General features: G+C 67.1%; 10 protein-coding genes and 1 tRNA gene. 4 read left to right on the forward strand and 7 right to left on the reverse strand.

Annotated elements, in window-relative coordinates; translation table 11 throughout:
* Nucleotides 1–12: 12 nt before the first annotated feature.
* Entirely contained in the window at nt 13–360 is a 348-nt protein-coding gene (locus tag DID96_RS05120; RefSeq protein WP_124598178.1) for a GFA family protein, read from the forward strand.
* 27 nt (nt 361–387) lie between these two features.
* On the opposite strand, the gene DID96_RS05125 is transcribed toward DID96_RS05120, so the two are convergent.
* Nucleotides 388–3,474 carry a transglycosylase domain-containing protein gene (locus tag DID96_RS05125; protein WP_124598179.1) on the reverse strand — a complete coding sequence of 1,029 codons (3,087 nt, stop codon included), beginning with the start codon at nt 3,472–3,474 and terminating at the stop codon, nt 388–390.
* 577 nt (nt 3,475–4,051) lie between these two features.
* On the opposite strand from DID96_RS05125, the gene DID96_RS05130 reads away from it, so the two are divergent.
* On the forward strand, nt 4,052–4,438 hold the full coding sequence (locus DID96_RS05130; protein WP_124598180.1) for an MAPEG family protein: 387 nt from the start codon (nt 4,052–4,054) through the stop codon (nt 4,436–4,438).
* Between the two features lie 10 nt (nt 4,439–4,448).
* Here the strand turns inward: DID96_RS05130 and DID96_RS05135 are convergent, their stop codons facing one another.
* The 3 genes from DID96_RS05135 to DID96_RS05145 all read right to left on the reverse strand — a co-directional run bounded on the left by DID96_RS05135 (nt 4,449) and on the right by DID96_RS05145 (nt 5,933).
* Nucleotides 4,449–4,724 carry a hypothetical protein gene (locus DID96_RS05135; protein WP_124598181.1) on the reverse strand — a complete coding sequence of 92 codons (276 nt, stop codon included), beginning with the start codon at nt 4,722–4,724 and terminating at the stop codon, nt 4,449–4,451.
* A 126-nt stretch (nt 4,725–4,850) separates the two neighbouring features.
* On the reverse strand, nt 4,851–5,162 hold the full coding sequence (locus DID96_RS05140) for a cupin domain-containing protein (RefSeq protein WP_124598182.1): 312 nt from the start codon (nt 5,160–5,162) through the stop codon (nt 4,851–4,853).
* A gap of 87 nt (nt 5,163–5,249) precedes the next feature.
* Entirely contained in the window at nt 5,250–5,933 is a 684-nt protein-coding gene (locus DID96_RS05145; protein ID WP_124598183.1) for a DJ-1/PfpI family protein, read from the reverse strand.
* Nucleotides 5,934–6,048: 115 nt separating this feature from the next.
* On the opposite strand from DID96_RS05145, the gene DID96_RS05150 reads away from it, so the two are divergent.
* Together DID96_RS05150 and DID96_RS05155 are read left to right on the forward strand one after the other, a co-directional pair.
* Nucleotides 6,049–7,020 carry a GlxA family transcriptional regulator gene (locus DID96_RS05150; RefSeq protein WP_124598184.1) on the forward strand — a complete coding sequence of 324 codons (972 nt, stop codon included), beginning with the start codon at nt 6,049–6,051 and terminating at the stop codon, nt 7,018–7,020.
* A gap of 330 nt (nt 7,021–7,350) precedes the next feature.
* On the forward strand, nt 7,351–8,325 hold the full coding sequence (locus DID96_RS05155; RefSeq protein WP_124598185.1) for a LysR family transcriptional regulator: 975 nt from the start codon (nt 7,351–7,353) through the stop codon (nt 8,323–8,325).
* 209 nt (nt 8,326–8,534) lie between these two features.
* On the opposite strand, the gene DID96_RS05160 is transcribed toward DID96_RS05155, so the two are convergent.
* The 3 genes from DID96_RS05160 to DID96_RS05170 form a co-directional block, all read right to left on the reverse strand.
* Nucleotides 8,535–8,611, reverse strand: a tRNA-Met gene (locus tag DID96_RS05160).
* Nucleotides 8,612–8,809: 198 nt separating this feature from the next.
* Complete coding sequence (locus DID96_RS05165; RefSeq protein ID WP_124598186.1) at nt 8,810–10,468, reverse strand: MFS transporter; 1,659 nt, start codon at nt 10,466–10,468, stop codon at nt 8,810–8,812.
* A gap of 224 nt (nt 10,469–10,692) precedes the next feature.
* Nucleotides 10,693–12,240, reverse strand: a complete 1,548-nt coding sequence (locus tag DID96_RS05170; RefSeq protein WP_124598187.1) for a sensor histidine kinase — start codon at nt 12,238–12,240, stop codon at nt 10,693–10,695.

Below are 12,240 nucleotides of genomic sequence, written 5' to 3' on the forward strand. Positions count from 1 at the left end.
CCGGAGACGATCATGCTTTACCGAGGAAGCTGTCACTGCGGCGACGTGCAGTTCGAGGTGGAAGGCGAGTTGACAGGCGTGATGGCGTGCAACTGCTCGATCTGCCGGCGCAAGGCCGCGCTGATGTGGTTCGTGCCGCGTACGAACCTGTACCTGATGACGCCGGAAGAGAACCTCGCCACGTACACGTTCAACAAGCACGTGATTCAGCATCGCTTCTGCAAGCGCTGCGGCATCCATCCGTTCGGCGAGGGCACCGATCCGAAGGGCAACCGGATGGCGGCGATCAACGTGCGCTGTCTCGACGACGTCGACCTCGACGCGCTGCCCGTCACGCATTACGACGGACGCTCGCATTGACGGCACGCGTGCGGCATGCCGTCCGGATCATGATGGATGGGCTTCGCCCGCTGCCGGCGCGGTGGTTTCGGCCTGCGGGCCGACCGCGGCCGGCCGCTCGATCAGCGGCGCGAGCGCCGGCGCCATCGATTTCAGCAACTGCACGGCCATCGCGCTCGTGAAGTCGTAGCGCGCCGCGTACGGTTCGTGCGCGGTGGCGGTCAGCACGCCGAAGAAGCGGTCGCCAAGCACGAACACGAACGTGCCGCTGCGGTTCACCTTGCGCGACTCGATCAGCCGTGCGCCGCGCGCATAGACGTTGTAGCGCTGGTCGCCGGTACCCGTCTTGCCGTATACCTCGAGCGTCTTGCCGTCGGGCAGCGTCATGCCGTCGGCGAGCCGCTTGCCGGTGCCGGTGAGCACGACGTCACGCAGCAGCCGGTGCGTCACGTTGACGACTTCCGGCGACAGCGTCGGCTGCGGCTGCGCGGCCGCGCGCACGAAGCGCGTCTCGTATGGCGTGCCCTTCGCGAAATCGAGCCGCGTGATCGTCTCGGTCGGCGCCTTGTCGCCGCCGTTCGCGATCAGGCCGATCAGTTTCGCAAGCGCGTCCGGCTGGTCGCCCGACGCGCCGATCGCGGCCGCGAACGACGGCGTGACTTCCGCGAACGGATAGCCGAGCGCGCGCCACGACTTCGTGATCGCCCCATACGCGCGCAACTCGACCATGCGGCGGATGCGCCGGTCCTGCGTGCCGTGATAGCGCGTCTTGTACAGCCACGAGTACGTGTAGACGCGCGCGTCGTGGCTGGCTCGCTCCACTTCGTCGAGCTTTGCGTCCGGATGCGCGCGCAGGTAATTGAGCGTCCACAATGCGAGCGGGTGCACGCTTGCGATGTAGCCGCGGTCGTTCAGGTTGAAGCGGTCGATCGCGTACTTCGCATAGAGTGCCGCGAGATCGTCGTCGGCCAGCGTGGCAGCCGGCGTACCCTTCAGTTGCGCGCGCATCTGTGCGTCGAACCACGCGAGCGATTCGTGCGGCGCGACGCTGCGCAGCACGGTCGCGATCTTCGGCGGCGACTTGCGCACGTCCTTCAGCATCAGCGCGAGCGCGTCGTCCGCGGGCTTGCCCGCATAGCGCGTGTAGAAGCGCTTCACGTAAACCTTGCTTTCGCCGTCGACGAACTGCTGCAGGTAATGCTGGCGCTGCTCGGGATCGTCGAGCCACGACGACGACGGGCCGGACGTCTGGATCATCTCGTAGTGGACGATGTCGCGCATCAGCCGCACGAACACGAGGTTGACCGAATGCGCGAACGCCTGATGCAGCGTCAAAATGCGATGGTTGTCCGATTTTTCGAAGTTGCTGAACACCTGCGCGCCGCCGCCCGTGTAGAACACGTCGGGGCTCGCCGAATACTTGCGCTCGACCGCCGCATCGAGCATCGATTGCAGCGAGCGGTCCTGCGTATGCGACAGGTAGTCGAGCGCCCACAGCGAAAGCCCGTCCATCGGGTCGGGCTTCACGCGCGCGAGTTCGGCCTTCGACAGCGCGCCGTAACGCGCATGCAGGTCGGAGACGATCTGCAGGTACGTGACGAGCGTGCGCAGCTTCGCGGTCGAACCGAGGTTGATGCGCCCGCCGCGGTTCACGTCGAACGGCTCGTTCACGCTGTCGGTCTGCACACGCAGCACGTTCGCGCCGTTGCGCCGCTCGTACAGCGTGAAGCTGTAGGTCAGGTGCGACGGATCGTCCTTCGGCGCGAGCATCTCGAAGCCGTACAGGCCCGCGGCCTGCGCGCCGGCGCGCGTCGACGCGTCGGCAAGCCGTTCGGCGACGGCCTGCTGCACGCTGTTGTCGAGCGTGCTTGTCGCCTGCAAGTCGAACTGGTCGAGCTGATACAGGTCGCTGATGCCGAGCGCGGCGAGCAGCGACGCGCGCGCGGACGTCACGGCCTTGCGCGAGATGAACGACTGCACGTGTGCGGCTTCGGGCGGCTTCGCGCGGTCGATCTGCGCGGCGAGCGACGCATCGCGCAGCGCGGGCGAGATCACGCCGCCGTTCGCGAGCAGCCGCAGGTAGCTGTCGGTCAGCCGCTGCAGCGTCGGGTAGCCGCCGTTGAGGAAATACGACGGCGCGCGCTGCGCGATCATCAGCGACAGCACCTCGCGGAACGCGACGCCCTGTTGGTCGACGTTCTCGGCGGTCGTCGGCGCGGCAAGCAGGCGGTTCACGTCGTTGAAGTCGCGGCCGTACCACGCGGCGAGACCGTCGCCGATGCCGGTGATTTCGCCGATGTGCGGCCGCGCGGCGAGCGGCACCGAGTTCAGATAGTGGACGACGATCTCGCGCCGCGCGGGCATCGTCTGCGGGCCGTTCATGTAAGCGAGCACGGACGCCGACGCGATCTGCCGCAGCTTCTCGGGCGGCGTCGCGGTGCGGCCGTCGGGCGAGTGGCGGAATTTCTCGATCTGCGTCGCGAGCGTGCTGCCGCCGGGCCGCGCCTGATGACGGTTGATCACGTGCAGGCCCTGGTCGGCGATCGCGCGGCTGAAGCGGCCCCAGTCGATCGCCGGGTTGCGGTTCGGCTGGTTCGCGTCGAGCAGGTAGCGATCCTCGATGAACAGCAGCGAATCCGTGACGACGCGCGGGATCGCGTCGAAGTCGCGGTAGACGCGTTGCGGGAACGTGGTCGCGAACAGCGGCGCACCGGTCGAATCGAACAGCATCAGGCCCGTCTGGTCTTTCTCTTCGTAAGGAAGGAACAGCCCGCGGTCGGCGAGCGACAGCATCCGTTCGGAATCGCGCGCCTGTTTGCTGACGACGAAGCCGCGCGCGAGGAGCCGCTGCTGGAATGAAGGAATCATCGCGTAGCCGAGGCGCTTGTCGTATGGGCCTTCCGCCGGAAAGCGGATGTGGTCGCTCGCGCCCGATTCGACCGTATAGCCGACATCGCGGGTCAGTGCCGACAAATAGCGGGCCTGTAGCCGTGAGGTCTCGATCTCGACCTGCACGAGCCGTGCGACGATCGCGATCGCAATCAGCAGCGCGGCGACCAGCGACCATTTGATCCACGTCCAGACCGATGCGGCACCGGTCACACGCGGCAGGTTTCGATTCAGCGGCCGATTCATGGCGGCGTCTCCCTGCGGGGGGCGGGCTCCGGCCGCACCCCATTAAGGAGTAGTGTAGTCCTCCACCGCGTGCTGCCAAGGCCGGTTCGACACGAAGATGCAGCCGCGCAACGCGTGTTTTCCCGTGTGGTGCGCGATGCTCGAACGCGCACGGCGTGCCTGCACCGGCGTGGCGCATGCGGCGCACATTTCGTACCTGTAAAGCGCAAGTCCGGCCGGTTGCATTCGAAATATGCCGGGTGTCCGGGGCCCCGGAATCGGCAGCGTGCAGCGCGTGTCGGCCGCTTGTCGCGATGCGCGAGCAAATCGTGTCGGATCAGGGCGCGGCGTCGGTGCGATCCGGCGGCGATTCGGGCGGTTTTGCGCGAGGTGAGGGCAACCGGAATCGCGACGCGAGCCGCGTCGCCGATGACGGCCGCGCAAATGTCATGGCGGGGTCATGCCGAGGATATGCCGGGGGTGCGCCAGATCATGTGCCGCGCGCAGCGAATGCGCCTCGGATGGCGGAACGCGGCTGCTGCGAGTAGGATCGCCGAAGGTTGCAGTGCCATTCACTCCTGCCCGGTGTCCCATGCACATGAACCTCATCGCACTCGTCTGCACCGCGATCCTCGGGCTGCTGCTGTTCGGGCTCGGGCTCGCCGTTTCGATCGCGCGCTTTCGCGCAACCACCGGGTCCGGCTGTGCCGAGGATCCGACGAATCCGCTGCACAAGCTCGTGCGCGCACACGGCAACACGGCCGAATACGCGCCGTTTCTCGCGCTGCTGTTTCTCTACTTCGGTGCGCACGAGCCGTCGCGCGCGATCGTGTCGCTGATCGTCGCGGCGACCGTCTGCCGGTGCCTGCTCGTGGCTGGCCTGGTCTTATGGCCGACGATGGCGAAACCGAACCCCGCGCGCTTCGTCGGCGCGCTCGGCACCTACCTGTGCGGCGCGGCGCTGTGCATTGCGCTCGTCGCGTGAGCGGCGCGCGTCAGGCCGGAATATCGGGCTCGCTGCCCCACACGACGGACGCGACGCGATGCGGCTTCGCGACGCCTGCCCGGTTCGCGACCATGAACGGCGACCCGACCGATACGTTGTCGGTGGAGCGATAGACGAGGCGGTCGCCGTCGATGGTGCCGACGTAGCGGCCGTCGCGACCGAACACCTTGCGTCCGCTGATGCGCCCGACGGCCTGGCCGGACCGGCTGAATACGATCCTGCCGCCGACCTGAAGCGGTTTGCCTTCCTTCGTGTAGAGATTCATGTCTGTGTCCCGTGTGATCGGATGCGCGACAGTCTAGCAAGATCAGGGGGCTGCGATATTGTCCGATTCCGCCATGTCGTCGCGCGTGCATCGGCACGCGGAATGGCGGGCCGCGACGCCCGCGTTCTAGACGCTGCCTTCCGTTTCGACGACCAGAATGCGGGCTTCGCCGATCGGGTGCGCGACGTGCGCGGTGCCGGCCGGCGCATGGAACACGTCGCCCGTCGCGAGCAGCACCGAACGTTCGTCGTCCGCTTCGCGGTAGCGCATCTCGACGCGGCCGTCGAGCACGGCGAACACCTCGTCGCCGTCGTTGACGTGCCATCGGTAGGGCTGGTCGGTCCAGTGCAGGCGGACCGTGATGCCGTGCAGGTTGGCGATGTCCAGCGCGCCCCACGGGCGATCCGCGGTGAACGCGGTGCTGCGGATGATCTTCATGGTCGGCATTCGATCAAAGGGTTTCGACGGCGGCGCGGGTTGTGCACGGTGCGTTCGCCGATGCGCGTCACGAACACGATGCGGCGCTCACCGGTTCGCGGCAGCGACCACCTGCTCGATCGCGTGACGGCGCCGCGCGAAGCCGGCCGCCGACTGTTCCGTGACCCGCTTCACGATCCGTTCCGGCGCGGTGTCGGGCGAGCCCGAATCGAACGGCGGCGCGGGCGCGTATTCGAGCTCGAGCTGGATCGCGCGGGCTTCGTCGTCGCCGGCCAGTTCTGCGGCGATCGTCAGCGCGAAGTCGATGCCGGCCGTCACGCCGCCGCCGGTGATCAGGTTGCCGTCGCGCACGACGCGCGCATGGACCGGTATCGCGCCGAGCGGCTCGAGCAGCGCATGGAACGCCCAGTGCGTCGTCGCGCGGCGGCCATGCAGCAGCCCGGCCGCGCCGAGCAATAGCGCGCCGGTGCAGACCGACGTCACATAGCGGGCGGCGGCCGAGCGTTCCCGCACGAATGCGACCGTCTCCGGATCCAGCAGCAGGTCGGTGATCCCGCTGCCGCCCGGAATGCAGATGACGTCGAGCGGCGGGCAATCGGCGAACGTGCGGCTCGGCGTCAGCAGCAGCCCGCTGCTCGAAGCGACCGGCTCGCGGGACTTCCAGACCAGATGCACGGCCGCGTCCGGCAGCGACGCGAGCACGTCGTGCGGGCCCGTGAGGTCGAGTTGTTGAACGCCTGGAAACACGAGAAAACCGATTTGCAGAGACATGCGATTACCCCGACAGAATGGTGAGCGCCGTGGCCGGCGTGCAATGGACAGATCGATTCTAGGCGGGTAGTGTTTGGCGAAATTGCCATATCGCCCACGTTTTCAGCCAAACGACATGTCTGACGAACCGCGTTCTATCTTGGTGCTGGCGTTTCCCGGCACGCAATTGCTCGATGTGTCCGGACCGCTGCAGGTGTTTGCATCCGTGAACGAGCTCGCGCTGGAGCGCGGGCGGGCCGCGCCGTATGCGCCGCGCGTTGTGGCCGCCGACGCGGGCCCCGTCGCGACGTCGTCGGGCCTCGTCGTGATCGCCGATTCGCTGCGCGCGGCCGGGCGGCATGCCGATACGGTGATCGTCGCCGGCGGCAAGGGCGTGCACGCGGCGTCGCGGGATACGCGACTGGTCCGCTGGGTTCGGAAGCAGGCCGAACAGGCGCGGCGCATCGCGTCGGTCTGCACCGGCGCGTTCCTGCTGGCCGAGGCGGGGCTGCTCGACGGCCGCCGCGCGGTTACGCACTGGACGCGCTGCGACGAACTCGCGTCGCGCTATCCGAACGTCCGCGTGGAAGCCGATCCGATCTTCATCCGCGAAGGCGCGTTGTGGACGTCGGCCGGCGTGACCGCGGGAATCGATCTTGCGCTCGCGCTCGTTGAAGAGGATCTCGGGCGCGCGATCGCGCTCGACGTTGCACGCGAGCTCGTCGTGTTCCTGAAACGTCCGGGCGGGCAGGCGCAATTCAGTGCGGCGTTGTCGATGCAGCGCACGGACGACCGCTTCGGCGAACTGCATGCGTGGATCGCCGAGCACCTCCGCGCGGATCTGTCGGTGCCGGCGCTTGCCGAGCGCGTGCGGATGAGCGAGCGCAGCTTCGTGCGTCACTATCGCGCCGAAACCGGCCGCACGCCCGCGCGTGCCGTCGAGCAGATCCGGATCGAGAGCGCGCAGCGCCTGCTCGGCGAAACGTCGTGGCCAATCAAGCGGATTGCCGATCGCTGCGGGTTCGGCTCCGAGGAGACGCTGCGGCGCAGTTTCGTGCGGGTGCTTGGCGTATCGCCGCAGGGGTATCGGGAACGGTTTGCCGCTTGAGTGTGCCAATTGAGCGTGCCAATTGAGCGTGCCAATTGAGCGTGCCAATTGAGCGGCGCGCGAGCCGATGCAGTGTCGCGGTGAATCCCTGCACCTGCGACACGACGGGTCGAAACCGGTCGCGACGAAGTGCGCGTGCATCGAATCGGTGCGTGTGGCCGGCGGCGCGTGCGTCGATGGAAATGCGCATGACCGCAAGCTGCACGAATCCGCGTCGTTTTCGAGTGCGAAGCGTTCGACTATTCGGCTGGTTAGAACAATAGGGCGGGGCTTGTGCCGCGTCGTCCTCGCGCTCTATGCTGTCCTGTTGGCGAATCGAAGGGGGATAGCATGGACCGGATCCAGGCAATGCAAGTTTTTACCCGCGTGGTCGACGCGAACAGCTTCACGCGCGCCGCGGATACGCTCGCGATGCCGCGCGCGTCGGTGACGACCATCATCCAGAATCTCGAGGCGCTGCTCGGCGTGCGGCTGATGCACCGGACGACGCGGCGTCTGTCGCTGACGCCGGAAGGTGCTGCGTACTACGAACATTGCGTGAAGATCATCACGGAGATCGCGGAAGCCGACGCGAGCTTCCAGACGGGCAACCGCAAGCCGAGCGGCCTGCTGCGGGTCCACATGCCGAATGCGATCGGGCGGCGGCTCGTGATTCCCGCGTTGCCGGTGTTCCGGCAGAGCTACCCGGACATCACGCTCGACCTCGGGTTGTCCGACCGCCCGGTGGATCCGGTCGAGGAGGGCATCGACTGCATGATCCGCGTCGGGCCACTCGAGGATTCGTCGATGGTCGCGCGGCGGATCGGGATGCTGCGGCGTGTGACCTGCGCGTCGCCCGACTATCTGAAGCGTCACGGCGATCCGCACGAGATCGACGAGCTCGCCAGCCACTACGCGGTGAACTTCCGCGCGAGCCACGGCGCGCGGCCGATACCGTGGGTGTTCGTGATCGACGGCAAGCCGGTCGAGGTCCGGATGAACGCGAGCATCACAGTCAACGATTCGGATGCCTATGTGACGTGTGGCCTCGAAGGGTTCGGGATCATCCAGCCGACGCTGTTCATGGTGCTGCCGCACCTGCTCGACGGCACGCTGCTGGAGGTGCTGCCGGGCTTGAGCCCGAAGCCCAAGCCGATCTCGATCGTCTATCCGCACAACCGGCACCTGTCCGCGAAGGTACGCGTGTTCGCCGACTGGATCGCGGAGCTGTTCGAGGCGACGCCGGCGATGGAAGGCGGCGAGGACTGGCGCCGCAGGTTGCACGCGCATGCGAGCGACGTGAGTCGCGGGTCGGTGGCGGCGTAGCGCGGATTCTGTCCGGGGATCTCGATCGAACGGTTGGCTGCCCGTGCCGGAAACGTGCCGGGTAGCGACTTCCCGGTTAAGGAAGAGCGTGTCGCTGCGGTTATTGCTTGCCTTCGTCGAGGCCCGAGTGCGAATTGCACCGATCTCGTAGCGGAAGAGTCAAAAATGAAAAAGCCCAGTAGATCAAAGATCTACCGGGCTTTCGCATTTGGTGGCGAATCAGGGACTCGAACCCCGGACCTGCGGATTATGATTCCGTCGCTCTAACCGACTGAGCTAATTCGCCGAAGAAGTGCAATTATGAAGATACCCATTCGGGGTGTCAACACCTTTTTTTCATATTTCTCGAAAAAAGGTGCCGGGGCGTCGCTCCAGGCCGGCCGGGAGGGGCGCGGCGCCGGAGTGCTGCATCCGCTGTCCGCCTTCCTGCTCGGCTCTCGAAGCAACGTCGACCGCCGCCCGGCATCCGCTACGTCAGGCTACGTCAATCCTGCGCGTAGATATTCGAGTCCTTCGTCTCCTTGACGAACAGCAGCCCGATCACGAACGTGGCCAGCGCGATCACGATCGGATACCACAGCCCCGAGTAGATGTTGCCCTGCGCGGCGACGATCGCGAACGCGGTCGCCGGCAGGAAGCCGCCGAACCAGCCGTTGCCGATGTGATAGGGCAGCGACATCGACGTGTAGCGGATCCGCGTCGGGAACATCTCGACCAGCATCGCGGCGATCGGCCCGTAGACCGCCGTCACGTAGATCACGAGGATCGTCAGGATCACGATCGTCATCGGCCAGTTGAGTCGCGCCGGATCGGCCTTCGCCGGATAGCCGGTCGACTTCAGCGTCGCGGCGAGCGTCTTGTCGAACGCGGCACCCTTCGCCTTCGCGTCGGCCGCCTTGCCGTCATACGCGTCGATCACGGTGTCGCCGACCTTGATCTGCGCGGCCGTGCCAGCCGGCGCCGCGACGTTCTCGTAGTTCAGGCCGGCCTTCGCGAGCGCGCTCTTCGCGATGTCGCACGAATTGGTGAACTTCGACGTGCCGACCGGGTTGAACTGGAACGCGCAGGTGGCCGGATCGGCGATGACCGAGATCGGTGCCTTCTGCGTCGCGATCTCGAGCTGCGGGTTCGCGAAGTGCGTGAGCGCCTTGAACAGCGGGAAGTACGTCAGCGCGGCGATCAGGCAGCCCGCGAGAATGATCGGCTTGCGGCCGATCTTGTCCGACAGCGAGCCGAAGAACAGGAAGAACGGCGTGCCGATCAGCAGCGCAATCGCGATCAGGATGTTCGCGCTCGCGCCGTCGACCTTCAGCGTCTGCGTGAGGAAGAACAGCGCATAGAACTGGCCCGTGTACCACACGACGGCCTGGCCGGCCGTCAGGCCGACGAGCGCGAGGATCACGATCTTCAGGTTCTTCCACTGGCCGAACGCTTCGGTCAGCGGCGCCTTCGACGTCTTGCCCTCGGCCTTGATGCGCAGGAACACCGGCGATTCGTTCAGCTGCATCCGGATCCACACCGACACCGCGAGCAGCAGGATCGACGCGACGAACGGCACGCGCCAGCCCCACGAGCCGAACGCTTCCTCGCCGATGAAGGTGCGCACGCCGAGGATCACGAGCAGCGACAGGAACAGGCCGAGCGTCGCGGTCGTCTGGATCCACGCGGTGTAGAAGCCACGGCGGTGCGCGGGTGCATGTTCCGCGACGTAGGTCGCCGCGCCGCCGTATTCGCCGCCGAGCGCGAGGCCCTGCAGCAGCCGCATCGCGATGAAGATCACTGGCGCTGCGATGCCGATCGATGCGTAGCCGGGCAGGAAGCCGACCACGAAGGTCGAGATGCCCATGATCACGATCGTCACGAGGAACGTGTGCTTGCGGCCGACGAGATCGCCGAGCCGGCCGAACACGATCGCGCCGAACGGACGCACCGCGAAGCCGGCCGCGAAGCCGAGCAGCGTGAAGATGAACGCAGCCGTCGGGTTGACGCCGGAGAAGAAGCTCTTGCTGATGTAGGCCGCGAGGGATCCGGCCAGGTAGAAGTCGTACCACTCGAACACGGTCCCGAGCGACGACGCGAAGATCACCTTCCTCTCTTCGCCCGTCATCGGCGCGTGCGCAATTTGCCCGCCTAACGTTGCCATGAATCGTCTCCAGGTTTCTTGATATAGATGTGCGGCCGCCTCGGGGGCGGGCCTGTCGACGATTATTGGCGGGCAAACTTACGGCCCACTGACTCGCCGGCGCAAAATGATTGCGCGTATACCCGCGGCGAATGGCCGGCTTCGTGGCGCGATTGTTGCGGGAACGGTGTGCAAGTGCGTTCAATTCGCGCCGCTGCGACGCGATGCTGCGGCGCACGTCAGGGTTACTCCGGGGACGGTTCGTGTAAGGGAAGGGTCACGCGCACGAGCGTGCCCGCGAGACGCGGCATCGCCTGGTAGACATGATCGTCGAGCGTCAGCGTGCCGCCGTGCTGCGTGACGATCTCGCGCACGATCGCGAGCCCGAGGCCGCTGCCGTCGCCTTCGCGGCCGAGGATCCGGTAGAAGCGCTCGAGCACGCGTTCGCGTTCGGCGGCCGGGATGCCGGGCCCGGTGTCCTCGACTTCGACGCGCGCGAGCCGCGCTGCCCGGTCCGCCTGCACGCGCACGGTGATGCGGCCGCCTTCGGGTGTATAGCGGATCGCGTTGTCGATCAGGTTGCCGAGCATCTCGCGCAGCATCAGCGGATTGCCGTCGACGTCAAGCGGCACGTCGTCGTCGGGGCCTTCGTAGCCGAGGTCCATCCGCTTCGCGAGCGCGGCCTGCACCCAGTCGCGCACCGCGCGCCGCGCGAGCGTCGCGATCTCGACGGGCTCGAACGTCAGCCCGCTCGCGCGGTTCTCGGCGCGTGCGAGCGCGAGCAGCTGCGTGACGAGCCGCGCGGCCTGCTCGGAACTCGTCGCGATCTGCTCGAGCGAGCGCTGCACGTCCGCGGACACGTCGTGGCGCAGCGCGAACTCGGCCTGCGTGCGCAGCCCGGCGAGCGGCGTCTTCATCTGGTGCGCGGCGTCGGCGATGAAGCGCTTCTGCAGCGCCATGTTCTGCTCGAGGCGCGCGAGCAGGTCGTTGAACGACGTGACGAGCGGCTCGATCTCGGGGGGCGCGCGCTGCGCCTCGACGGGCGACAGATCGTCGGGACGCCGCGCGCGGATGTGCGCCTGCAGCGCGTTGAGCGGCGCGAGCCCGCGCGACAGCCCGAACCACACGAGCAGGATCGCAAGCGGCAGGATCACGAACTGCGGCAGGATCACGCCCTTGATGATGTCGTTCGCGAGCGCGTTGCGCTTGTCGAGCGTCTCCCCGACCTGCACGAGCACCGGCTGCGTGCCGCTCACCTGCGGCAGCGCGACGGTCGTATAGGCGACGCGCACGTCGTTGCCGCGCAGCAGGTCGTCGCGGAACACGACGACGCCCGGCGGCGGGCGGTCCTCGTCGCGCGGCAGCGGCAGGTCGGCCTCGCCCGCGACCAGCTCGCCGCGCGTGCCGAGCACCTGGAAATAGACGCTGTCGACGTTGTCCGCGCGCAGGAAGTCGCGCGTCGCCTGCGGCAGCGTCAGCTCGGCGACGCCGTTGACGGGATGGATCTGCCGCGCGAGCACGTACGCGTTGGTTTCGAGCGCACGGTCGAACGGACCGTTCGCGATCGTCTTCGCGACGAGATACGTGACGGCGATGCTCATCGGCCACAGCAGCAGCAGCGGGGCGAGCATCCAGTCGAGGATTTCGCCGAACAGCGAACGCGGGCGCGCGGATTCGGGGCTGTCGGTTTCGTCGGGCGGCGCGAACGGGTTCTCGTAGCGCGCGTCGCGCTCGGCGTCGGCGGCCGACGACGGCTCGCCGGTCGGATGGTGGGAGTGGGCCGGCGTGGCCAT

The sequence above is a fragment of the Burkholderia sp. Bp8963 genome (assembly GCF_003854275.1).
Taxonomy (GTDB): domain Bacteria; phylum Pseudomonadota; class Gammaproteobacteria; order Burkholderiales; family Burkholderiaceae; genus Burkholderia.

Coding starts and splice junctions, on each gene's coding strand:
- DID96_RS05120 (WP_124598178.1), top strand. CDS start 13: ATGCTTTACCGAGGAAGCTGTCACTGCGGCGACGTGCAGTTCGAGGTG.
- DID96_RS05125 (WP_124598179.1), bottom strand. CDS start 3,474: ATGAATCGGCCGCTGAATCGAAACCTGCCGCGTGTGACCGGTGCCGCA.
- DID96_RS05130 (WP_124598180.1), top strand. CDS start 4,052: ATGAACCTCATCGCACTCGTCTGCACCGCGATCCTCGGGCTGCTGCTG.
- DID96_RS05135 (WP_124598181.1), bottom strand. CDS start 4,724: ATGAATCTCTACACGAAGGAAGGCAAACCGCTTCAGGTCGGCGGCAGG.
- DID96_RS05140 (WP_124598182.1), bottom strand. CDS start 5,162: ATGAAGATCATCCGCAGCACCGCGTTCACCGCGGATCGCCCGTGGGGC.
- DID96_RS05145 (WP_124598183.1), bottom strand. CDS start 5,933: ATGTCTCTGCAAATCGGTTTTCTCGTGTTTCCAGGCGTTCAACAACTC.
- DID96_RS05150 (WP_124598184.1), top strand. CDS start 6,049: ATGTCTGACGAACCGCGTTCTATCTTGGTGCTGGCGTTTCCCGGCACG.
- DID96_RS05155 (WP_124598185.1), top strand. CDS start 7,351: ATGGACCGGATCCAGGCAATGCAAGTTTTTACCCGCGTGGTCGACGCG.
- DID96_RS05165 (WP_124598186.1), bottom strand. CDS start 10,468: ATGGCAACGTTAGGCGGGCAAATTGCGCACGCGCCGATGACGGGCGAA.
- DID96_RS05170 (WP_124598187.1), bottom strand. CDS start 12,240: ATGGCCACGCCGGCCCACTCCCACCATCCGACCGGCGAGCCGTCGTCG.